Source organism: Psychrobacter nivimaris (assembly GCF_043419765.1).
In the GTDB taxonomy this organism is placed as follows: Bacteria; Pseudomonadota; Gammaproteobacteria; order Pseudomonadales; family Moraxellaceae; genus Psychrobacter.
In genome coordinates this window covers 698,280-720,159 of sequence record NZ_JBHOFX010000002.1, presented here as the reverse complement: position 1 = coordinate 720,159, position 21,880 = coordinate 698,280, and the positions used below count along the sequence as shown (strand labels likewise).

Annotated in this window: 20 protein-coding genes and 2 tRNA genes; 18 read left to right on the top strand and 4 right to left on the bottom strand. The window is 43.2% G+C overall.

The window, feature by feature from the left end; genetic code table 11:
* Positions 1-4 precede the first annotated feature (4 nt).
* From ACHEVO_RS06310 to modB, 10 genes are all read left to right on the top strand, one after another.
* Positions 5-1,303 (top strand): lytic murein transglycosylase, encoded by a 1,299-nt coding sequence (locus ACHEVO_RS06310; protein WP_394124321.1) that lies wholly within the window; start codon positions 5-7, stop codon positions 1,301-1,303.
* Between the two features lie 421 nt (positions 1,304-1,724).
* Positions 1,725-3,020, top strand: a complete 1,296-nt coding sequence (locus ACHEVO_RS06305; protein ID WP_394124320.1) for a molybdopterin molybdotransferase MoeA — start codon at positions 1,725-1,727, stop codon at positions 3,018-3,020.
* A gap of 122 nt (positions 3,021-3,142) precedes the next feature.
* The gene (gene moaA / locus ACHEVO_RS06300) at positions 3,143-4,255 is read left to right on the top strand and encodes a GTP 3',8-cyclase MoaA (RefSeq protein ID WP_394124319.1); all 1,113 of its coding nucleotides are present in this window, start codon (positions 3,143-3,145) and stop codon (positions 4,253-4,255) included.
* 129 nt (positions 4,256-4,384) lie between these two features.
* Positions 4,385-4,915: a molybdenum cofactor biosynthesis protein B gene (moaB, locus tag ACHEVO_RS06295; protein WP_102078147.1), complete on the top strand. Its 531-nt coding sequence runs from the start codon at positions 4,385-4,387 to the stop codon at positions 4,913-4,915.
* 56 nt (positions 4,916-4,971) lie between these two features.
* Positions 4,972-5,685: a molybdenum cofactor guanylyltransferase gene (mobA, locus tag ACHEVO_RS06290; RefSeq protein ID WP_394124318.1), complete on the top strand. Its 714-nt coding sequence runs from the start codon at positions 4,972-4,974 to the stop codon at positions 5,683-5,685.
* A gap of 30 nt (positions 5,686-5,715) precedes the next feature.
* Positions 5,716-6,222, top strand: a complete 507-nt coding sequence (moaC, locus tag ACHEVO_RS06285; RefSeq protein WP_165596862.1) for a cyclic pyranopterin monophosphate synthase MoaC — start codon at positions 5,716-5,718, stop codon at positions 6,220-6,222.
* A 97-nt stretch (positions 6,223-6,319) separates the two neighbouring features.
* On the top strand, positions 6,320-6,601 hold the full coding sequence (locus ACHEVO_RS06280) for a MoaD/ThiS family protein (RefSeq protein WP_057759069.1): 282 nt from the start codon (positions 6,320-6,322) through the stop codon (positions 6,599-6,601).
* Positions 6,602-6,678: 77 nt separating this feature from the next.
* Positions 6,679-7,170, top strand: a complete 492-nt coding sequence (locus ACHEVO_RS06275) for a molybdenum cofactor biosynthesis protein MoaE (RefSeq protein WP_394124317.1) — start codon at positions 6,679-6,681, stop codon at positions 7,168-7,170.
* Positions 7,163-8,035, top strand: a complete 873-nt coding sequence (gene modA, locus ACHEVO_RS06270) for a molybdate ABC transporter substrate-binding protein (protein WP_394124316.1) — start codon at positions 7,163-7,165, stop codon at positions 8,033-8,035. The genes ACHEVO_RS06275 and modA overlap by 8 nt, the downstream gene beginning before the upstream one ends.
* Positions 8,036-8,081: 46 nt before the next feature.
* A complete protein-coding gene (gene modB / locus ACHEVO_RS06265) occupies positions 8,082-8,783 on the top strand; it encodes a molybdate ABC transporter permease subunit (RefSeq protein ID WP_201555886.1) in 702 nt (233 codons plus the stop codon).
* Between the two features lie 157 nt (positions 8,784-8,940).
* Here the strand turns inward: modB and ACHEVO_RS06260 are convergent.
* Together ACHEVO_RS06260 and ACHEVO_RS06255 are read right to left on the bottom strand one after the other, a co-directional pair.
* Positions 8,941-9,017 (bottom strand) — tRNA-Asp (locus ACHEVO_RS06260).
* A gap of 37 nt (positions 9,018-9,054) precedes the next feature.
* Positions 9,055-9,130: transfer RNA gene (locus ACHEVO_RS06255), tRNA-Val, on the bottom strand.
* A 283-nt stretch (positions 9,131-9,413) separates the two neighbouring features.
* Here ACHEVO_RS06255 and ACHEVO_RS06250 point away from each other — a divergent pair.
* The 7 genes from ACHEVO_RS06250 (at position 9,414) to ACHEVO_RS06220 (ending at position 19,782) form a co-directional block, all read left to right on the top strand.
* Complete coding sequence (locus ACHEVO_RS06250; protein WP_394124315.1) at positions 9,414-11,051, top strand: cardiolipin synthase; 1,638 nt, start codon at positions 9,414-9,416, stop codon at positions 11,049-11,051.
* Positions 11,052-11,170: 119 nt separating this feature from the next.
* Positions 11,171-12,670, top strand: coding sequence for a tetratricopeptide repeat protein (locus tag ACHEVO_RS06245; RefSeq protein WP_394124314.1), 1,500 nt, complete (start codon positions 11,171-11,173; stop codon positions 12,668-12,670).
* 132 nt (positions 12,671-12,802) lie between these two features.
* Positions 12,803-14,350, top strand: a complete 1,548-nt coding sequence (locus tag ACHEVO_RS06240) for a 3-deoxy-D-manno-octulosonic acid transferase (protein WP_394124313.1) — start codon at positions 12,803-12,805, stop codon at positions 14,348-14,350.
* Entirely contained in the window at positions 14,347-15,069 is a 723-nt protein-coding gene (locus tag ACHEVO_RS06235; protein ID WP_394124312.1) for a 16S rRNA (uracil(1498)-N(3))-methyltransferase, read from the top strand. Before ACHEVO_RS06240 ends, ACHEVO_RS06235 begins: the two co-directional genes overlap by 4 nt.
* Before the next feature lie 263 nt (positions 15,070-15,332).
* Complete coding sequence (locus tag ACHEVO_RS06230) at positions 15,333-16,457, top strand: extracellular solute-binding protein (RefSeq protein WP_298808164.1); 1,125 nt, start codon at positions 15,333-15,335, stop codon at positions 16,455-16,457.
* Between the two features lie 198 nt (positions 16,458-16,655).
* Positions 16,656-18,332 carry an ABC transporter permease gene (locus ACHEVO_RS06225; RefSeq protein WP_298808163.1) on the top strand — a complete coding sequence of 559 codons (1,677 nt, stop codon included), beginning with the start codon at positions 16,656-16,658 and terminating at the stop codon, positions 18,330-18,332.
* A 124-nt stretch (positions 18,333-18,456) separates the two neighbouring features.
* Positions 18,457-19,782: an ABC transporter ATP-binding protein gene (locus ACHEVO_RS06220; protein ID WP_394124311.1), complete on the top strand. Its 1,326-nt coding sequence runs from the start codon at positions 18,457-18,459 to the stop codon at positions 19,780-19,782.
* Positions 19,783-19,816: 34 nt separating this feature from the next.
* Here the strand turns inward: ACHEVO_RS06220 and ACHEVO_RS06215 are convergent, their stop codons facing one another.
* A complete protein-coding gene (locus ACHEVO_RS06215; protein ID WP_394124310.1) occupies positions 19,817-20,680 on the bottom strand; it encodes a methyltransferase domain-containing protein in 864 nt (287 codons plus the stop codon).
* A 159-nt stretch (positions 20,681-20,839) separates the two neighbouring features.
* Positions 20,840-21,121, bottom strand: a complete 282-nt coding sequence (locus ACHEVO_RS06210; protein WP_101206189.1) for a hypothetical protein — start codon at positions 21,119-21,121, stop codon at positions 20,840-20,842.
* Between the two features lie 470 nt (positions 21,122-21,591).
* Here ACHEVO_RS06210 and ACHEVO_RS06205 point away from each other — a divergent pair, with 470 nt between their 5' ends.
* Positions 21,592-21,771 (top strand): hypothetical protein, encoded by a 180-nt coding sequence (locus tag ACHEVO_RS06205; RefSeq protein ID WP_394124309.1) that lies wholly within the window; start codon positions 21,592-21,594, stop codon positions 21,769-21,771.
* Positions 21,772-21,880 lie beyond the last annotated feature (109 nt).

Below are 21,880 nucleotides of genomic sequence, written 5' to 3'. Positions count from 1 at the left end.
TTTTATGAGATTAAAAAAGCAATACCTCACCTTTGTGCCAGCATTAGTGATGGTCGGGTGTACAAGCCAGCAGGCAATGCAAAGTAAGCCTGTTCGTCAAGGCGGCGTTGAGATTACTCAAACCCAAACCGTTCAGGTCAAACCAACACCTGCGCCAGTCGTAAAACCGCAGCCTGCGCCCAAGCCTAGCTATAGTAGCTTTTCTGATTGGAAGTCAGACTTTTCTATGCGTGCAATATCATCAGGCTATGATGCCCAAGTTATTGGTCGATTGCTTGACTCTGCTTACCTAAATCAGCAAGTCATCTCATTAGATTCAGGTCAGCCCGAGTTTTCTAAGATGCCGTGGGAATACGTAGATTCTGCGGTATCAAGTGGACGCGTCAGTGTAGGTAAACGTAAATTTGCTGAGCAGCGTGCTTATTTGTCTCAGCTAGAGTCTCAGTATGGGGTTAATGCAGAGATTATCGCTGCGATATGGGGTATGGAGTCATCGTATGGCGCTGTGACGGGCAATAGCGATCTGCCAAGTTCTCTTGCCAGCCTTGCCTATGATGGTCGTCGTCAAGAATTCGCTGAAACGCAGTTGCTATCGTTAGCGACCTTGTTACAACGCGGTGATGTATCATGGTCACAGTTGGACGGTTCTTGGGCAGGTGGTATGGGACAAACCCAGTTTATCCCTGAGACTTGGCTTAAACAAGGGGTCGATGGTGATGGCAATGGGCATCGCAATCCATGGGCGACTGGTGATGCACTAGCCTCGACGGCCAACTATCTTAGCAATTCAGGTTGGGTTCGTGGCTTAGCGCCATTTTATGAGGCAACTGTGCCAGCATCGTTTGATTACTCAGTGGTTGGTAGTAAACAACCTGCTGCTCGATGGGCTGCGATGGGCGTCGATACGATAGCGGACGTTTACCTGGATGCCAATACTCAGATGGAACTATGGTTACCCGCTGGTAAAGACGGTCCAGTATTATTGCTAAGCCCAAACTTTGATGTGATTAAAGTCTATAACAACTCATCAAGCTATGCATTGGGCGTTAGCCTGCTAGGCAAAACGATTAATGGACAAAGCGGGTTGCAAAAATCTTGGCCTCGTTATGAGCGTCCATTATCGACTACGCAAGTGACTAATTTACAACGTCGTTTGACTAGTATGGGTTACGATACCAAAGGCGCTGATGGTATCGTGGGTACCAATACTCGTATGGCATTCCAGCGCTGGCAAGCAGATAATGGTCAAACGCCAGATGGATTTATTACTCAAAACAGTGCGACTTCATTGGCTGGATGGTGAGGTAGGCTGAGGGTATTTATACACTGTATAAAAGTGGCTCTTTTTAATCGTGCTTAGCCATTATTAATTAGCTACTAGTCATCAAACGATAATTTACTTTGTTCTACAAAAAGCACCTTGCCAAGGTGCTTTTTTTGTCTCAATCTATGTCTGATTTTGCTGACATCTTTAACACCACGGACAATGCAATAAATATCAAATATTAAGACCAGTATAATCGGGCTTTATTCAAAACTTATCAGGACAAGGTTAATACAAGAAAGTTGATACTTTGAATGATAGACTCTAGATAATGTGTTTTCTAACGATGACTTTTACTCATAGTTTTTAGTAACAGTCTTTAACGACCATTTTTAATAACAGTTTCGATTACGAATAATTAGAACGACAGTAATTAGAACGACAGAAAGAGCGTGACCTTATGATTACCATGGAAGAATTACAAGCTGCGATACAGCAACGGATAGATAATTATCATATTACTGATTTTCCGCTACAAAAAAGAGCCGTTAACACTCTAGAGTTGCTAGGCAGCCTAAACCATATACTGGCTCAAGATATTGCTTCGCCTTTTGATGTGCCGCGACAAAACCTGTCTGCGATGGATGGTTATGCGATTGCCAAAGGTAGTGAGTTATCAGAAAACAGTACTATCGAGATCGTTGGTGAGTCGCAAGCTGGCAGTGCTTATACTGGTAAGACAGCAGCAGGGCAAGGAGTGCGGATTTTTACGGGTGCAGTCGTGCCAGATTGCTGTGATACGGTCATTATGCAAGAGAATACAAACTTTGCAGATATCAAAGCGACCGTTGATAAATCTCGACCTTATAACATTACGCTCATGCAAACCGCCAAAGTTGACGATAATATCCGCTCACAAGGCGAAGAGATTGAGTCTGGCGAAGCCGTTTTAAAAATCGGTAAACGACTAAATCCTGCAGATATTAGCTTACTGGCCAACCTTGGTATTAGCCAAGTGAACGTGTTCCAACCGCTTGTCGTAGGCGTGTTGGCAACAGGTGATGAGCTCGTGGCTATTGGCAATGAGCTACAAAGTCTAGCCCAAATATATAATTCTAATACCCCAACGCTCAAAAGCCTACTATCAGATTTGCCTATCACTATTCGTGATTATGGCATTATCCCTGACAACCTAGAGCAGACAACTATCGCAGTCAATGAGGCCATGCAGGACTGTGATGTACTGATATCTACTGCAGGTGTCTCAGTTGGTGACTATGATTTTTTGACCACGGTGATTGAAACGTTAGGTCAGATTAACCATTATAAAGTAGCGATGAAGCCTGGTAAGCCTTTTGTATTTGGCGAGTTAAATAAAAATCTCGATAAGCCAGTATTGTATTTTGGCCTACCGGGCAATCCACTCTCTACGGTCGTGGGTACGCTACAGTTTGTGATTCCTGCATTGTGGCAAATGTCAGGTGCTGGCGTATCAGAGCAGCCGATGCCGCTAACTATCAAAGCCAAGCTCATTAGTGATATTAGAAAATCTCCCGATCGCAAAGACTTTCAGCGTGGCATACTGTCACAAGATGAGACAGGTAATTATCAAGTTGAGTGTTTCTCAAGACAGCAGTCACATAGAATCAAACAGCTGAGCCGTGCCAATTGCTTTATTGTATTGGACAAAGACAGTGGGAACGTAGCAGCTGGTAATGACGTCGTTGTACAGCCGTTTCCTTGGCTACATCGCTAATTCATCGTTTGCCAATTTATTGTAAGGTGGTCATACAATGCTAGAGAGTAACCTTACACTGGTATGCTAAACACGAATAACAAAGTAGTGCTTATAGTAAGCAGTACTGATGGCAGTAATATATGATTGATGACAACATAGATGACAAACAAAGAATAGACAGCCCGCAACTGTATTCACCGAGCTTGGCACCGGCATTATCTGATGGCTACATAGAGCCTTCCTTGGTCGTGCCCACTGAGCAAATGAGTGACTATCACCAACCGCTAACCGATGGGTTTGCACGGCGTCTGACTTACTTGCGTCTATCTATTACTGACTTTTGTAACTTTCGCTGTGAGTATTGCCTGCCAAATGGCTATCAAGGTAAGCGCCCTGATGATGAGCTAAGTATCTCTGAAATTGCAACTTTGGTACGAGGCTTTGCTCAGGTAGGTACTAAAAAAGTTAGAATTACAGGTGGTGAGCCCTCTATTCGTCGTGATGTTGACGAAATCATCGAAACGATTAAGCAAACTGACGGTATCGAGACGGTCGCGATGACCAGTAACGGTTATAAATTGGGTAAACATATAGCCAACTGGCAAACTGCTGGACTTGATCAGCTCAATATCAGTATGGACAGTTTTGATGCTGCTACTTTTCATAAAATGACAGGCTTTGATACCTTGCCACAAATATTGGCTGACATGGATACATTGTTAGAAACGACTGATATCAAACTCAAAATAAATAGTGTCTTGATGGCGGAGACTGCTTTTGAGAACTTAATCACGGCGATCGACTATGTCAAAGACAGACAAGTGACCTATCGCTTTATTGAATTTATGCAGACCAGTGACAATAGCGATTTGTTTTTTGCTCAGCATGCTCAGTCTGATATTATCACTGATTACTTGTTAGAAAATGGTTGGCAGCCGCATGAGCGCGGTAGTGCCGATGGTCCAGCAGTAGAATACAGTCACCCTGAGTATGTCGGTCGTATCGGTATGATTGCCCCATATGCGGCGCACTTCTGTGATACTTGTAACCGCTTGCGCGTAAGTAGCCAAGGTAAGGTGCATTTGTGTCTGTTCGATCAAGGCAACTACGACATCCGTCCATACTTACAGCAAAACGATATCCAAGGATTGGTGAACACTTTACATAGCTTTATGCCAATCAAGCCTGAGCATCATCATCTGCATGACTCTAACAGTGGCATCATGCACAATCTGTCGATAATCGGCGGATAAAAAATTTTGAGTCTGCAATCATGACGCTGATAGTGATTGTCTTCCAGTGCAATCGTTTTTCTACATAAATTTTTTTAATACAACTGCTTTTTAATACAATTATAAAATGACATCTATAAAGGATTATTTATGAGTAAGCCTGCTGCACAATTTACACCGCTTAATATTGCTGTATTGACCGTTTCTGATAGCCGTACGCTGGCAGAAGATACGTCAGGGCAGTACTTAGTAGATAGCTTGACCGAAGCAGGGCATCATTTAGCAGATCGTCAGTTAATTACCGACGATATTTACCAAATTCGCGCAGTCATTAGTGGCTGGATTGCTAGCCCAGACGTTCATGCGGTTATTACCACTGGCGGCACAGGGTTCTTTATTAGAGATAGCATGCCAGAAGCTGTGAGTGTACTGTTTGATAAATCAATCGATGGTTTTGGTGAAATGTTCCGTTTAATCTCAAAAGATGAAATCGGTATGTCTACCGTACAATCGCGAGCAGTTGCTGGCATGGCCAATGGTACGGGCATATTCTGTCTACCAGGTTCTTCTGGTGCTTGCCGTACGGGTTGGGAAAATATTTTAAAAGATCAGTTTGATAGTCGTACTCGTCCATGTAACTTCGTGCCGCATTTTTTGGCACAAAATCCTAGCCATGATTGAGTTATAAATAATTGAGCTATGAGTGTTATACAATCAAGCCTGACAGGTAATGGTAAATGACAAATTGCTCAAATAATCTGGATGGTTTGGCAGGTGTGGTTATCTTGGCAGGCGGCGCATCTAGACGTATGGGAACGGCCAAGGCGATGCTAACACTACCGTCAGGTGAGCAGCTGCTAGACTATCATGTTCGTCATGCGAGCAAGTTACAGGTTCCTATATTGATTGCAGATAATGGTCGCGGCTTTCAAGCTGGTTTAGATGTCCATTCAGAAAAACCTAATGCGCCTGTTATTCACATTGCTGATTATGGTACTGATGTTGACTCTAATAAGCATGATGAACAGATCAAAACTGGCGGCGCATTGGTCGCTATCGAATCAGCCTTACAAACATTGAATGATTTGATCAGCTTGAATGATTCAGGCGTATCAAAAAACGTACAAGCTTCGTGGTTACTGGTTATTAGCTGCGATAGCTTAATACCAGTAACTGACTTGTGGCAGAAATTACAATGTGAAATAAGCCTTGCTGCCGATAAAGAAGTAATTTGCTTAAAAGATGACAGTCACTTATATCCATTGTTAGGCCTGTATCAGCTAAGTATTGAGCCTGATTTGAAGGCCTATATAGATAACGGTCAGCGTAGAGTGATGCAGTTTATTCAGCCATTGGTGCAAGCCGTACCATTTAGCAAAGAGTGGCAAAATTTGACCAACTTTAATACGCCTGAAGATTTCGAGCAGGCATGTGCTGCTCTATCAAAATAATAAAAATATCACATAAGAAAGGTTATATAAATGAGTGACAGCGTTCAGATAAATCAGCAATCTACCTTATCTCACTTAGATAGTGATGGTGATATTACCATGGTCGATGTCAGTGGCAAGACAGCAACGACGCGAGAAGCCAATGCCACTGGACAAGTACGCTTTCCCAGTGAGATTTATGCGCAGATTAAAGCGGCTGATGGTATGACCAAAAAAGGCAGCATCACACAAACGGCTCATATCGCTGGTATCATGGCGGCCAAACGCACTCATGATCTTATACCGCTTTGTCATCCATTACCGCTAGACAAGATAGGCTTAAGCTTTGAGTATAACGACGCGCTTAGCAGCCTCACGGTCAGTGCGGTAGTCAAGGTCACGCATAAGACAGGGGTTGAGATGGAAGCATTAACAGCGGTCAGCGTTGCCTGCTTAACTATCTACGATATGACTAAAGCACTATCGCATGACATCGTTATAGATGATATTCATCTGGTTAAAAAGACAGGCGGCAAGTCAGATTACAGTCATGCTTGAAGAGCCAAAACTGCAGAGTGCGTCGTCAATCAATTAATCAATTAATAAAGATATGCTACATGCCAAGCAAGGAAGCTTGCATAAGATGGAGAGATTTATGAGTGCTATCGATATGACAACTAATATCGAATCAACGATGAATATTAACGTCATGTATTTTGCCAGTTTGGCTGACGAGGCTAATTGTCAGCAAGAGACAGTAAGCGTACAGCAGGATACGTCATTAACTGAACTATATGAACAGCTTAGTCAAAAGCATCGTTTTAGCCGTCCGCAGTCGGAGCTACGCGTTGCAGTAAATGACTACTTTGCTAAATGGACTGACCAGATAAACGATGGTGATAGCGTGGTTTTCATCACGCCAGTGGCTGGTGGTTAGATAAGCGTTTACTAGTGTCCATTTTGTCAGTGGCTATCCAGTGGCTATAAAGAAAAAATAATAAATAGAGAAGAAAAATGACCGACAATGTCCACGATCATTCAATGAGCATCAAACGTAGTGCTGACGAGGCTTATCTTATCGCTGAGCGTGATGGTTTTGCGCTATTAGATATTGCTATAGATGAAGATAGACTAAAACGTACGTTAGATAATGATAGCTGCGGCGCGTTTGTTTGCTTTGAAGGGCGAGTGCGCAACCATAATAATGCCACAAGCGTTGATAGCCTTACCTATTATGGTTATGAGGATTTGGCCATCAATCAAGGCCGCGCCATTGTAGAAGAAGCCAAAAAGCGTTTTGAAATTACGCATGCTATTGCGATACATCGTATCGGTGCGTTAGAGATTGGCGATGTGGCTGTGTGGGTTGGGGTAGTGTCAGCGCACCGTTATCCAGCATTTGATGCTTGTCGCTGGATATTAGATACCATCAAAGCGGATATTCCTGTGTGGAAGCAAGAATACTACGAAGACGACTCGTCTAAATGGCTTAGCAATAATGGTTAAGTCATTAATTACTGTCTGTGTATCTGCTTGTCTGCTATTGTCACTAAGTGCTTGTACGCAAGACAAAGACGCCAATACGACGCTTGCTGCTGATACCACTGAGCAATCTCACACATTGCGTATTGCTGCGGCTGCTAACTTATCTGATGTACTACCTCATATTATTGATAGCTATCAGGCTAATAACAACTCATCTGCCCAAAATGTTTCAAGTATCTCAGATATTGAAGTTACTTATGCCTCTTCTGGTAAGTTGTATGCGCAAATCAAAGCAGGGGCACCGTATGATATATTCTTGTCTGCCAATCAAGATTTTCCTGCTAAATTGGCTGATGAAAATTCAGCTAGTGTTATTAACGAAGGTAATAAGCTAACCAAGCCTTTTACGTATACCAGAGGTCAATTAGCACTCTATAGTGTCAGCAAACCTTTAAACGATTTTACGCCAACATCGCTAGGTGATGTGTTTACCAGCGCTGACTTTACTCAGGACAGCAAGGTAGCTATCGCTAACCCTAACCTTGCGCCTTATGGTGCGTCTGCAAAAGCCTATCTGCAATCACAAAATATGTATGATAAGTTGAATGCTCAAAAAAGCTTAATACAGTCAGAGAATATCGGTCAAGCATTTCAATATGCGTATACGGGTAGTGTGGACTATGGGTTTGTAGCACAGTCTCAGCTTGTTGCGATTAAGGCCAAGCCTAAGCAGTTTATTACCTTATTGCCAGCGTCTTATCCAGCTATCTTACAAGATGGGATAGTCGTTAATAACACTGACCAAGCAGCAGACTTCACCGACTACCTGCGCTCGAAAGCAGGGCAGCAGCACTTCTTACAAGCAGGCTATCTGACCGTTCAGTAATACGTTAGACTAACCCTTCTCATCATAGAACGAGCAGTGACATTATATGATCGACCAGTCTCTTATGTCAGATATGCTCAGTCCATTTTGGGTGAGCATCAAGCTCGCTTGCGTGACTACCTTATGCTTATTGCTATTTGCAACGCCTATCGCTTACTGGTTGGCTAAGCCGAGCCGTATAAAAGTAATAGGACGTCTTAAGGTACTGCTCATGGGCATCATTGCGATGCCTCTGGTGCTACCACCTACCGTGATAGGTTTTTATCTACTGTTACTGCTCAGTCCTAGTGTGGGTATCGGTAAATGGTTGAGCGAGCATAATATCAGCCCGTTGATTTTTACCTTTGAAGGTCTGGTCATTGGTTCTATTATTTACTCATTGCCTTTTTATATACAGCCTGTCTATGCACAGTTTTTGCGTATTCCGCAAAGTGTCACGGAAGTCGCTCATCTCTTAGAACCCAGTCGTATGCGACGGTTTATGAAAGTAGCCTTACCGCAAGCGCGGGTGGGTATTATTTTGGGTAGTTTGGTAAGCTTTGCTCATACCATTGGCGAGTTTGGTGTGGTACTGATGATAGGCGGCAGCATCTCTGGCGAAACTAAGGTGGTATCGATTGCTATATATGAGCAGGTAGAAGCGCTCAACTATGAGGCGGCGCATATGATGTCTGGTATTTTAATTATTATGGGTGTAGTGATGGTAGCGTTAATCGCTAGCGTGAGCCGAATAAGTCAACGCCCATAGCACTGAAATATTTGTACGCGAGTTAAGACGTGTTAGCTGGCGCAGTAGCTATATAAACAATGTCTAAGCAAAATACACAGACACAAAAAAACCTCAAACAATCTAATGCTTGAGGCGAAACTTGCTTAAACCCAAAGGTTTAAATTCGTTTTAAATATGGCGCAGCGGACGGGACTCGAACCCGCGACCCCCGGCGTGACAGGCCGGTATTCTAACCAACTGAACTACCGCTGCTTAGGTCTCTTAGCTTGTTTAGCCACTTGCTAAGAAGTGGTGGGTGATGACGGATTCGAACCGCCGACATTCTGCGTGTAAGGCAGACGCTCTACCAACTGAGCTAATCACCCTTCGAACAATTGCTAGGCAATTTATTCAACATCAACTGAGCTCTTAAGTTTGTCACTAAGCTCCGTTGCTGTGGGTGTGTATTATATAGATTTACTGTTGGGTGTCAAATATTATTTTAATGTTTTTAGAAAATAATTATAAATCGCGCTTGTAACCTACCAGAAATAGCACTTAAGGCCATGTATTATATAGCATTTCTAAAAATACACTTATTATCATTATTTGTTGTTTAGAGGTGAAAAGCTACTATACTATGGATGCTTTATTCGTTGAACACGGTTGATGGAGGCCAATATAAACACTTTTACTATTAAAGATACTTTTACTAGCTGGACCTGGGGAGACCTAGCAGGTCTAGGTCTAGTGCTGCATATTGTACTTATGATAGTAATGACGCTGCGAGTGGTTTCTGTGCAGCGCAATATTGGCGTGTCTATCGCTTGGGTGGCTGTGCTTTACACGTTGCCAGTATTTGGTTTTGTGGCTTACATCCTGCTCGGTGAGCCGATGATTGGACGGCGCTATCGTGAACGCGTAGACCAAGCCAGCATCTTGATGAACGATATGGCACGGCGTGAGCATCTGATTTTTGACAAAGGGCAAGACTTATTACCAGCTAACTACCGCGGTGTTAGCCAAATAGGAACGCGCTGGACGGGGTTTGGTGTATTTCCCAACCACCAAATGCAGTTATTGACGGATCCTGCTTCGATTTTTCAGCGTTTGATTGAAGATATTCATGCCGCCCAGCGTATTGTCCTTATGGAATTTTATATTGTCTATCCAAAAGGACAGGTGTTAAAAGTCATAGAGGCGCTATCTGTAGCGGCTCAGCGCGGCGTAGAGTGTCATATATTGGCTGATAGTGTGGGCAGCTTTAGCTTTATTAATAGTAGCGTGCACCGCAAATTAGAAAAAGCAGGGGTTTATGTCCATCAGTCATTGCCAGTAGGATTGTTTAAGACATTATTTAAACGCTCTGATTTGCGCAACCATCGTAAAATGGTGGTTATCGATGAACATATCGGCTATATCGGCAGCTTCAACCTGGTTGATCCAAGGTTTTTTAAGCAAAATAAAAACGTTGGTCAATGGATTGATGTGGCGCTACGAACGACTAGCCAGCACTCGATTAGTATTAATACAGCGATGGCTAAGGTGATTGTTACCGACATCGGTGCTGAAAGTAATGACAATCTTGCTGAACTGCATCAACGGGTTAATAACTATACTCGTAAGTTATATGTGATGCATCCGACCATCAATGACCTAAATAGCCGAGTGAAGGTATTGGCGGATACGATTGATGATCATGAGCAGCCAGATATAGGCGCCACTTCGATTGTCGTACCAAAGATGCCTGTCGTGGACAAAGTTCTGGCGCAGCTAATACCTTCAGCACCGCAGCTAACGGCTCATGTGATTTACAATACGTTAGTTACCGTGATTCATCGTGCCAATAAGCGTATTCGTATTACCACGCCTTATTTTGTCCCTGATGAGTCACTATCGGGCGCGCTGACGATAGCAGCTAAGCGCGGCGTTGATGTGACGATTATTGTTCCTGAAAAGGTTGATTCGTTTCTGGTACAACATGCTTCTCAGGCTTATTATCAAGAGTTATTGGATGCAGGGGTAACGATTGCCTTGTTTAGAGGTGGTTTGCTACACGCAAAAACAGTGGTTATCGATGATGACTACTGTCTATTTGGCACCGTCAATATTGATATGCGCAGCTTTTATCTAAATATGGAAGTCAGCTTAGCGATTTATACGCCAGAAATGGTCGCCCAAGTAGCGGACTGTCAGGAAGTCTATTTAGAAAACTGCCGAATCTTGGATAGTGATGAATGGCAACAGCGTCATGGATCAAAACGCTTGTTTGATAATGTCGTGCGCTTGTTCAGTCCTTTATTGTAGCACTCGGATTTTTAGGGTAAGGTAATCTACTAGTATTGTTCTATTATCTTAGTAATAGCAGCACTTTTATAGCCTATACTTTTTTGGTTTATCTATCTGCAAAGAGGTCACGTCCGTCTATGTCTGCATCACCTTTAACGCCACTGGACTATATTGCAGAAGGCTACTGGCAAGACTTCTTGGCTGGGCGTCCTATTGTAGGCGGTATCGCCTACGAAACTGAGCTGCGCGCTTGTACGCTAGATGAGTCGCTTGAGAGTTTACAGCGTATCGATACGCTATTGTCTCAAGTACGCCGAGATATGATCAAGAGCAGTATATGGGAAGAGGCGACGCTGCTGATCGATGAGCGCTATCGTAATTTCATGGTGTTTTTGGCGTTTTATGCCGGTCGTGTATTGGCGCAGCAGTGGCAAAACAAGCCACATTGGTATGGTCAGTTTGAGCTGCGTAAACGTTACCCTGAGTTGTCATTGGTCACAGATGACTTCTATCAGCATATGGCTGTTGGTTATGATGATAGCGGGGTTAAAGAGCAATTATTTTTTGCCCTAGAGCCAATAGGGCTGCGTCTGTTTGGTCATATTGATCGGCAGTTTGACCCAGTACAAGGCGGGCAAGTAGATAGTGGGCTGTATCAAGCGGTTAGCCTTAGACTGCCGACTATTTTAAGTAAAGACGTTCATTCAGTGTCCGAATTAACAGCGTATAAAGCAACCACTCATCAAGTCACTGAAAGCATCGCTCCGAGCACCGATTTAAATACGCATGTTGGTACTAGCCAATTAAATGTTTCTCTTAATAAGCCAGAGGAAGTATCGATAGGAGCTGAGCATAATCAAGCTAATGCAGTTGTAACTGACAGTGAGAGTCGCGCAATTCAGTCTGCTATGCCTGATACTATAACTGAGTTGCAAACAAGCGTAGTATCTCCTAAATCTGAGAGCCCAATAAAGCCTGAGCTGACTAAAGTAACGAAGCCAACAACCAAGCCTACGTCATCTGTAAAAAACACATCAACGCCAGAGATGTTTACGCAACTGCTCGTAGAGTTAGATGAGATAGCGGTGCCACAACCAACTGGTGATATGCAGTATCAGCAAGCACGTAAAGTACTGGATCAGTTCGAGCAGCATATTGCCAAGCAGAACAAGCCTCGTCGCCAAGTTATATTTTCAAATGATCACAACACGGCAAAAAATAAAGCGCTTCTAATACTGCAATCGGCTGCTGAAGATGATAATACAGCTGCTATGTTACGTTTGGCCATGTATGAACTGTTAGGTGAAGGTTTGACAGCAGGCAGTGATAACCAAAAAAAATCTGGCGTAGATTGGGTCAATCAAGCCGCTAGCAAAAATGACAGCCGTGCTCAGCGTCTACTCAGTAAAATGTACTACCAAGGAGTAGGGGTATCACAAGATATAGATAGCGGTAGATACTGGTTAGAGCAAGCGGCAGATAATGGTCATGCAGAAGCGGCCAATCTGGTCAAGCAATGGCAGCAAGCACAAATGCTGCTGACCACACAGAAGCAAGAGCAGCATAGCACCAAGCGTTATCAGCTGTTAATTGGTGCAATCATCGCAGTCGCTTTATTGATAATAGTCATTATCTAACAATCATTATCTAATAACTATTTACTCAGTAACTTTTTAAAAGCTTATTGTTACAGCTTAAATTCAGGTAGAATTGGCGCGCTTTACCTTTACCCTTTTATTGTTTGATTCATAACTAATCTGGGCTGTTCCATGCCATCATCTAATACCCCGTCTGACCACTCTGCAAATCCAATTGACCCTGTATCATCGCCTAGTCGTGCGGTACACGAGACACCTTTATATTATCAGTCTCTTATTGGGCTGCTAAAGCCACTATATCGTCTGCAAGTATGGCGTCGATCTCATAAAAACGACAACTATCAGCAGGAAATTGATCAGCGTTTTGGTAAGCAGTATCCACCGCGTCCAGTGGTCAATGCTGATATCGACAAAGGGGTAATTTGGTGCCACGCAGTCTCATTAGGTGAGACCAATACGGTTGCGCCTTTATTAAATATGTTATTGGCTAATGGCTATCAGATATGGTTGACCAATACGACTCAGACAGGTTTTGCTCGTGGTGCCAGTCGTTTTGCAGAACAGATAGCTCAGGGTCAGATGAGTCATAGCTATGTGCCAGTCGACAGCCCTGCTGTTATCGAGACTTTCTTGACGCATGTACAGCCTATCGCTGCATTGTTTGTAGAAACAGAGCTATGGGCAAATATCTTGACCAAATTATCTCAGCACCGTATTCCAAGTATCCTAGTCAATGGTCGACTATCTGCTTCTTCTTTTCAGAGTTATCAAAAAATTGGTGCAGTCAGCGCCAGTATGATGAAAAACCTCTCCTTAATTATTGCGCAAGACAGCGACTCTGCTAAACGCTTTAGGCAGTTAGGGGCTAGTAGCGCCCAAATTCGCGTAGCAGGCTCATTAAAGTGGGTAATCAATGCGTCCACAACTGATGACAAAGCGGTAGAAGATAACAGTATTCATAGTAAGAAAGCTGATCTGCGAGCAGAGTTTGGTATAGCAGATCGTCCTGTGTGGGTCGCTGCAAGTACTCACGATGGCGAAGAGGCAGCAGCGTTGTCATTGCAGCAGCAACTACTGTCTCAAGCTACATTAGCAGATACGTTGCTTGTTATTGTCCCTAGACATCCTGAGCGTTTTGACGCAGTAGCAGAACTCATTCAAAAAACTGGGTTAAATATGGCTCGGCGCAGTGATGGAGATATGATTAGTGCAGATACGCAAGTCTATCTAGCAGACAGCATGGGTGAGATGATGACTTGGTATACATTGGCAAATGTAGCATTTGTGGGCGGCTCACTGGTAGATATTGGTGGGCATAATCCAGTGGAGCCTGCAAGTGTGGCAACGCCTGTACTGATGGGGCGTTATACTCAGTCTTGTCAAAGCGTGATAGATAAATTGGCTGAAGTAGGCGCTTTATATCAGCCAAGTAATGATTTTTATTGCCCAGTTGAATCAAACGGTGCAGATTCACAGATGGCCAGTGATGACCAGTTAAAGGCGAATAAAAAATCCTCTCGTAAGAAAACAGCTTATAACCGTGAAGACGCTGTGAGCATTTATACGCAGCTAGAGACTTGGCTAAGTAATTTACCATTGGCCGCGCAGGCAGGACAAGCTGGCGAGCAAATGACGACACAGCAGCAAGCGGTATTGACCCGCCAATTTACTATGATTGAAGACGCTATCGAGATGTCTTCTAACCAAGATAATTTATGAACTGTATATTATTGCCCGCTGAAAACTTCTCATCAGACACAGCAAAAATCGATGCCTTGTCTCAAGTCAGCCATGTGACTAAAGTGCTGGGCGCAAAAGTCGGTGATACGCTTAAAATTGGCCAAATCGGTGGCAATCTTGGTACTGCTGTTATCGAAGATATTACCGCTGACAGTATTCGGCTAGGTAACGTCCAGTTGAATACTGCGCCGCCAGCCAAATTGGACTTAACTGTTATTTTAGCGTTACCGCGTCCTAAAGTGCTACGGCGTTTAATCATGGATATGACAGCGCTTGGTGTACGCGATATCATTCTTATCAATAGCTACCGTACCCAAAAAAGCTATTGGCAAAGTCCCATGCTTGAGCGGATAGACGAGTTTGTATTAGAAGGCCTACAGCAAAGCATCGATACGATTGTTCCTAGTATTACGTTACAAAAACGTTTTAAGCCATTTGTTGAAGACACACTTGCAAGCTTAATGAGCAATCGAGCGATTGTTGCGCATCCTTATAGTCAGCAGTCCTTTTCTGAGTTTTTACAAAAGCAACCATCACGAGAGCTACCGGGTATAGTTTGCATAGGCGCTGAAGGTGGCTGGATCGACTATGAGGTAGAGCTGCTGTCAGCACAAGGCTGCACGCCTGTACATATAGGCTCTCGTATCTTACGAACGGAAGCTGCGGTCAATGCAATTTTGGGACAATGGCTGCTTTAGATGGACACTAAAACGCGTCGTTAGACCAAACTGTTGAAAGAGCTGGTGAAAAATAGTTCTTAAAAATCAATGCTCAAGACTCATCACTGATATATTTGCCAGTTAAACAAATGTATTGATAATTAATCTCACTTCCATTAGTATGTTGCTTTGATATATTATGGTCTGATTACTGCTAGCGCTTAGCAAGTCAGCGTTATAATCACTGTTATTTTGTCTCACTATCCGTCTTACTTTTTTATAGCATTACTATGGGGAAAACCATGTCATTGAACGCTATCAGCGCTAATCTAACCTCTACGAAGCTTATCCTACCTGCAGCCGTATTTGGCATGATGTTGGGTCTAGCAGGTTGTAGTAATTCTTCAACCACAGAAGAAAGCGTAGAAGTAGAGTCAACAGAAACAGGTGCTGAGCAGCAAGCAGCAACTGACGAAGCTACGACTGCTGATAGTCAGACGATTACTATCTACTCATCACGTAATGAGCAGCTGATTAAGCCATTGCTAGATCGCTATACTGAGCAAACAGGCGTAAAAGTTGAGTTGGTCACGGACAAAACAGGTCCACTCATGGCGCGTTTGCAAGCGGAAGGTCAGAATACTCCAGCTGATATGCTATTGACCGTTGATGCTGGTAACTTATGGCAAGCTGCAGAGCAAGGCCTATTGCAGCCAGTATCATCTACTGTGTTAGAAGCTAACGTCCCTGCAAAATACCGTGATCCAAAAGGTCAGTGGACAGGTCTGTCACTACGTGCACGTACTATCTTTTATGACCCAAGCAAAGTCACTGCCGACCAGTTGTCTACTTATGCAGATTTGGCCGATCCAAAATGGAAAGGCAAACTATGCTTACGTACCTCTAAAAAGGTTTATAACCAATCGCTTGTTGCTAGCATGATGGAGCATTTGGGCGAAGAAAAAACCGAAGCAGTTATCAAAGGGTGGGTTGATAACCTAGCGACTGATGTGTTCAGTGATGACGTTGCGATGCTAGAAGCTATCGCTGCTGGTCAGTGTGAAGTGGGTATTGCCAATAGCTACTACTATGGTCGTCTATTGGACGAAAAACCAAACTTCCCTGTGAAGATATTTTGGGCAAACCAAGATACGACTGGTACGCACGTAAACATCTCAGGCGCTGGCGTAGTTGCAGGTTCAGACAATCCAGATGGCACGCTTAAACTGATAGAGTGGTTGTCATCTGATGAGGCACAAGGTCTCTATGCCAGCTCTGACAAAGAATTCCCAGTAAAAGTAGGTATCGATGAGTCAGACATGCTCAGATCATGGGGCGAGTTCAAAAAAGACGATATCAATGTACAGAAATTCGGTGAACTACAAACTCAAGCTATCCAAATGATGGATAAAGCGGGTTATAAATAAGGGATCGCCAGTAATACTGATACCAATCGCAAAATCATAACTTCGAGACAATAGTTCTTAAGCAATAGCTTTTAAACAACAGCTTTTAAAGAATAGGTTCAAAGGTTAGTCATTACAAAGGAGTTATTCAAGTAATGACGATTTTGAGGTTGGTATAAGCTTATAAGGTCTCTATACGTATGACACGGTAATGATAATATGATCACAACGCCAGATGCGTCTGTTAGTCAAAACGATACTGTCAATGGCGGTGTTAATGACAAGCAGACTGTCAGCCAAGACCACGCCCTTCGTAAACGTATTATCTCGAAATCAGTCTTAGGGCTGATTTCGTTGTTTATGCTAGTACCAATTTTAATCGTGCTGCTGTCGTGGACTCAGCCAGTGGCAGAGATTTGGACACATATGGCAGACTATGTACTGCCGCAAGTGCTCAAAAACACGGCGATTTTATTGCTAATGGTGACAGTTGTTTCAGGCACTATTGGTACTGCTCTAGCTTGGGTCACTAGTATGTATCGTTTCCCGGGTCAGCGTTTCTTTTCGTGGGCGTTGATGTTGCCACTTGCCATCCCTGCTTATGTATTGGCATTTGTCACTATTGGCATTGTTGATTTTAGTGGGCCGCTACAGACAGCTCTGCGGGATTCCGGTATCAGTACTGCCATACCGTCGATAAGGAATGTATGGGGCGCAGGCTTGGTATTATCGCTAGCGTTTTACCCTTATGTATATTTGCTCGCGCGTCAGGCATTTTTGTCACAAGGCAGGCGAGCGATAGAAGCGGGGCAGATGCTAGGTTTGAGTCGTAGCCGTGTGTTCTTTCGGTTGGCATTACCGCAAGCACTACCTTGGATCATTGGCGGCTTATTACTAGCCAGTATGGAAACCTTAGCAGATTTTGGTGCAGTATCTGTATTTAATGTCGATACTTTTACTACCGCTATTTATAAAGCATGGTTTGGTTTTTTTAGTTTGACCACAGCGGCTCAGTTAGCAGCCTTGCTTATTGGTGTGATTTTTATCGTGGTATTGTTTGAGCAGTATTGGCAAGCTAAGCGTGGTAGCTCACTTACCCAAGGTAGCAGCCAACGCTTTGACGCTAGCAAACCTGCCAAACTCGCCATGACACTGCTGTGTACGCTCATCTTTTTAATCGCCTTCTTGATACCTTTTTTGCAGCTTATCTATTGGACAGCACTGAATTTTCGCCAAGATTTTGATGCGCGTTACATTGATTTTGTTACCAACAGCCTCATGATTGCTAGTATGACCACGCTATTTATTGCTTTTTTGGCGATTATCATTGCGTGGATCAAACGGCAGTATCCTGATAAATCGACTAAGCTAATGACCACTTTAGCCAATTTAGGCTATGTCGTACCGGGGACTGTATTGGCGGTAGGGATATTTATACCTATTGCGTGGCTTGATAATCAAATGATTGCGTTTGGTATCACCTCACAGCAAGTGCTTTCTGGCAGTGTCATTGTTATGCTACTGGCGTTATCGACACGTTTTATGACGGTGAGCTTTCAGCCAGTTGACAGACAATTGCAGCGATTGACAGTCAATCAAGAAGCTGCTGCAAAATTACTGAGTGACAGTCCTTATCAGCGATGGCGTCATGTAATGCTACCTGTGCTTAGCCCTGGCGTATTGACTGCATTATTGATGGGCTTTGTCGAAGTGATGAAAGAGATGCCCATTACGCTGATGACACGGCGTCAAGGCTGGGATACGCTTGCAGTACGAGTATTTGAAATGACGAGCGAAGGTATGTGGGGACGAGCCGCATTGCCGAGTTTGCTAATCGTGTTAGTTGGCTTGCTTCCTGTCTGGATACTACTGCGTCAAAGCGATAAACACAGCTAATAGCAACAAAGTTAATAGCAATAATTTGGTATAAGTTTAACAGCACACTCGTAGTGTCAGCTATATTATAATTTGCTCTGTTTTATCGATGGTTTTACTTACTAATAGCGAACTGGTACCGTCTATGTACACTGATTCAATGAACGACTCTACAAATTCTAAGTCAGAAAAGGCTCGGGCTAACCACATGCCTGTAGCAAAATCACCACTGTCACAAAATAGAATTAATCCAGTTCAGCCGAATAAAACTGTAGAGCAGAGCAGTACCTCACAACAAAATACTGAGAAACATATCGCGACAGATCCTTACTTTAGTGTGCAAAATCTCATCGTAGGCTATGACGATACTATTGTCGTCAATGGTCTATCATTGATGCTAGAACAAGGAGAGATTGGTTGCTTCTTGGGTTATAGTGGCTGCGGGAAGACCACAGCGCTACGAGCAATCGCGGGACTGGAGCAAAGTCGCGGCGGCACTATCTATTTGAACAATCAGCGCCTAACTGAGAAGACAACTCGTCAATCATTTGCAGTTGCGCCAGCCAAACGTGGCATGGGCATGGTGTTTCAAGACTATGCTCTGTTTGGTCATTTAAGCGTGGCAAAAAACATCGCCTTTGGTCTCAATAAATGGTCAGCTGCTGACAAAAAAGCCCGTGTGGCTGAGATGCTAAGCTTAGTCGAATTGACTGAACATGCAGACAAACGTCCTAATGAGCTTTCTGGTGGTCAACAGCAACGCGTGGCTCTCGCAAGAGCGCTAGCACCCAAACCAAAACTACTATTACTTGACGAGCCGTTCTCTAATCTAGATGTGGTGCTGCGTGAATCACTAGCAATGAATGTCCGTGATATTCTCAAACGTACCAATACTACAGCGATTTTGGTCACTCACGATCAAAATGAAGCATTTGCGCTAGCCGATAAAGTAGGGGTAATGGATAAAGGACGATTGGTACAGTGGGCAAGGCCAAGCGAGCTGTATCATGAGCCTGTCAGTCCTTTTGTTGCAGAATTCGTAGGCGAAGGCGCCATGATAGACGGTATTATCAAAGAAGGCCATGTTGAGACGGCGCTAGGTAATATCTATCGCCGCATGGAAGTCTATGATGAATCTGGCCAACCACAGTACTGCGAATATGATTATCCAAATGGTACGCCAATCAAAGTACTCGTGCGCCCTGATGATATTATTCATGATGACGACAGTACACAGACAGCTTTAGTTATTGGACGTGTGTTTCGCGGTGCCAACTATTTGTACCGACTGCAGTTAGATGACGGACAGACTGTCTTATCCTTAGTTGCGAGTCATCATAATCATGCAATCGGCTCGCATATTGGCATTCTGCCTTTGCTAGAGCATGTCGTAGTCTTCGATGAAAAAGACATCAATGCCACTACTTGGTCAGAGTATGATAGATCATCGAGAATGGATGAAGAAGTTTAGTAGTCTTTATTCATTCTTCAGCTGTCGTCTCAATTTAACGTTTAGCCAAAATATGTAAATAACGGCCAAGCCATTTGTACGGCTCTAACTGTGAGTAGCGTAACTCCATTCTTATCACTGCATCTGGATCGTTATGACCGCCACGTTTAAGCGGTGCATAATCATGAAACACTCGTAAACCACTGCTACGTACCGTCTGATAATCATGCACTTTGAGCCAAGACTCGACTTCTTCTTTGGCAACGGGATGGTTGGGGGTGAGGCTTTTTTTATTGTCCGCTTTGTAATCGTTACCATCAAGTAAGCTATCGAGTAAGTTAAAATTCCCCATGATAAGATTGCGATAATCGAAACTTGCTGGATTATAGAAGCAGACAGATAGTGCGCCACCATCTATTAAGTGCTTATCAAAAAAGTTCATGACCGCCGCTGGTTCTGCCAACCATTCAAGTAGCGCATGCGACATAATCAAATCAAATTTTGCTGTCTCTGCCTGAGCCAGTTTTTCTTCAAGCGCTTGATAAGGGCAAACATACCACGTGATGTCTAGTTCTTGCTCGATGTGTTCTGCGCTCGCTTTTGCTTTCTCAAGCATATTTGCTGATATATCATTGATGACTACGCTATGACCTTGAGCAGCAAGTTCTATCGCAATTTGTGCAAGCCCTGCACCCACATCTAAGATACGTAGCGGTCGCCCAAGTGCCTCACTCATCTGTGCGCTATATTCAAAAATATCACGGCGTAGCACAGCCAATCGAATCTCGCCTTTTAAACCACCATACACTTTCTTTTCGAAATGATCGGCAATGGCATCGAAACTACGATCTGCTCGATCGTTTTCTGCTGGTATAGAAAGGTTTGAGTCAGGCTGGCTATCTTGATGTTTAATTGTCATAGGTATTTAGATCAATAATTAAGAGGTTTACAGTATAGTCAGCGAACTACTAAACCGCTACGGTATTACCCTCCCTAGAGGTATTATAAGTACAATCTGCGGTCGGCTGCCTTGTAGCTGTTTTAGATTTCTTTGACTATAAAAAATATTTAGTATTAACTAGCGTTTCAAACGTCTGTTAATTACCCATTTAAAAACGACCTTCGCTAATACAATAACGACAAATACAACGATAACAAACACCCACATACCATTGCCTTGTAGGTTTTCTTGGTAGGCTTTTGACAAGTATGCTGATAAAGCCATAGCGACTAAAAGTGCTCCCCAACGGACATAAGGGACAGCGCGATTGTTATGGTTAGGAAAGCTAGCAACGTAATCGCTCGAAAAGCTATATAGCACCATTGCTAAAATCCAAACAATTGCAAGAATGATATCCATAGTAATAGGAGCCTGTTAAGTCGTTATGTAAGTGCTATAAAAGATGAGGTAGTGTAGCGGTTAGAATTTTTTTGTCCAGTATCACTCAAAAAATAGCTGCATCAAAGTGGTTTAAATCATAATGTGCTCATGAGAGTGATATGACTTTGAAAGCTATTAGCTCATGACAAAGCATTATGGTTATGAAAACAATATGACCATAAAAACAATCAGTTCACGTCAGAGACAGTTTTAGGTGTTGTTGTATTGGCTAAATATTCTAAGCATCCTAGTTGTTTGGTCAATAGAGCTTATATGCAAACCACGTATGAGCCCTATGCTCAAGATTTTAGCGTTAAATTAAATGTCATGTTGAATTGTAGATAGAAATATAAGTATCTACTCAGTTAGTCAAAATAAATCTTGTCGAACTGTAGCTAATAAGTATAGTATTTTTCTATTTAATATCCATCAGATACGGAGAATAAACAATGAAATCAATCAGCACAGTACTACTAGCTCTAGTATTTGCCTTTACATCTATGAGCCAAGCACAAGCTCAAAATACGCCTTGTTCAGGTAAAATGGGCGGGGTGTCTCATTGCTCAGCAGATGGTAAGTTCGTCTGTAAAAATGGCAAAATCAGCCAATCAAAAAAAACCTGCCATTAGAATTATTTTAGCGTGTGTTGGTCATTCAAAATATCACTGTGAATGAACCGCCTAGCTTGATTTTAATGGTAGCCTGAACCCCCTAAATCAGCAAATTTGTGCTAAAATA